General features: G+C 68.8%; 1 pseudogene. It reads right to left on the minus strand.

The features are described from left to right. Nucleotides 1–2,047, minus strand: a pseudogene (locus ACWFR4_RS47125) (toprim domain-containing protein); the annotation flags it as partial.

Consider the following 2,047-nt stretch of genomic DNA (forward strand, 5'->3'; position numbering starts at 1 on the left):
CTCGACGCTGACCCGAGGCCCGCCGCTCCCGGCCAGGGCCTCTGCCTGGGCAGGGTGGTGGAGCCCGAAGAGCAGCTCGCCCTTGCTGAACAGGGCCGCGTCGTTCGAGGTGTTGTAGTACTTCTGGCTCTGGCGTTCCTTGGCCTGTTCTTCGGTCTCGCCGGGCCGGTCGATGCGACGCCCGCTGAAGCCGACGATGTCGCCGTGCTCGTCGTGGATCGGGAACACGATGCGGTCGTCGAAGGCGTCGATGAACGTGTCGCGCTTGCTGCGTGTGGCGAGGCCTGCGTGGAGGAGTTCGTCCTCGGTGAAGCCCTGGGCTGTGAGCTCGACGACCAGCAGGTCCCACCGGCGGGCACCGCGGTCGGAGGGCGCGTAGCCCAGGCCCCATTCCTGCTGTACCTCGGCGGGCAGCTTGCGCTCCTCGCTCAGGTAGGTGCGGGCCCGTTCCGCGTTCGGGTCGCTGTGCAGCCGCTCGGCGAAGATCTTGGCTGCCGCATTGTTGGCGGCGATCAGCCGATCACGCGGGACAGGTAGAACCGTGGTGCTCGCGGACCCCGGCAGTGGGCCCTGACCGGCCTTGGAGGTGTGCTCGAAATCAACGCGATAGGCGCTCAGTTGCCGCTCGGGGTGCCGCCGGAGTGCGTCGTTGAGGGAGGTACGGACCATGCCCGCGAGTTCGCGGTCACGCTCGGGGGTGCCGCTGGTCTCCAGAGTGATCACGATGGTGCGTGGAGCGGTGAGCACGCCCGTGGCATCCAGCGTGACGCCGCCATCGGACAGGGCGGTGCGGACCAGTGCCGTGATCTGAGCGACGGGGTCCGCCGGAGCCGCAGCATTCGGATCCGCGTCAGGCACCGCGATGGTCGGCTGACTGGTGTCTTCGGCCCTTGCTTGCTCGTTGGCTTCCGTATTTGGGGAGGAGGCTGCCGGTGCGGAGGTGGCTGCCGTCCGGGCCGGGGGCGTCGTTTGAACCTCCTGTTCAGAGGGTTGAGCAGGTACCGGCTCCGGCGCCGGTGGTGTGGTGGCCTGAGTATCCACGGCCTGCGGTCCTTCAGCGGTCCCGTCAGGTGCGGGAACTTGTGAGGTGTTCGGTTTCGCCACGGTGTCATTCGGCAAAGCAGGCTGGGCGGGCTCGGCCGCAGGGGCTGGCGAGTGCGTCGGAACCGGGGCCGGATGTTCCTGCTCCGCCGGGGCCGGCGCGGGTGTCGGTATGGTGCCGGACGCGTAGTCGAGGAGTGGGCGATTGCCGGTGTCGCTCCCGTTCAGCCACCCGTTCACTGCCGTCAGCAGGGTTTCTGCGGTGACCGTCGCCAGCTCATCCCCGCGGATGGAGACGGCCCGGGTGTCACCATCCGTGTCGGGCGGGGTGAGACCGAGGTGGAGCGCAGGCGCCTCTCCCTGGGTGACCATCGCGTACACCGGGCGGCCGTGGACGTGTGCGAACTGCTCGATGGTGGCGCCCCCGCTTGCCAGGTGGGTCTGGGCGTGGGCGAGCAAGCGCGGAGAGGCTTGCTTGTCCGTCAGATAGACCTCGCCGGCTAGCTCGAGGACGGGCAGTTGGATGTCGTCGTCCGCGTCCACCGCCATGGTGGCGGCCTCCTCTCCCGTCGCGGCCACCTCGACCGCGGCGCCTTCTGCCGGGGCGGGTTGCTGAGTGATCTGGATGTTGCGGTGCTGCAGGTACTGGCCGAGCTTCATCTCGCCGGCCTCGGTCGTCAGGACGAGGGCGATGAACTGGCCCTGGAATGCCTTGGTGCGGAGCTCGCGCAGGTGCCCGCGGTCGGTGCTGTGGGCGGCCTGGTCACGGATGCGTGCGGCCAGAGTCAGTTGCGTGCAACTGATGTGGTGGCCAAGGGTTTGAGCAAGGAGGGCGCGAGAGGAGTCGTCGTCGACGCGGGTCTGCAAGTCGAGCAGGTTCGTCAGTGCGGGCAGGCTGAGAGTGTTCGCTGCGCCCAGGGTGGCGGCGGCCTCTGCGGCTGCAGGGCTCTGGGCGAGCCACTGCTCTTGCTCGTCGAGTTCCCTCAGCAGGATTTCGTGGGCGGCT

The organism is Streptomyces sp. NPDC055140 (genome assembly GCF_053607285.1).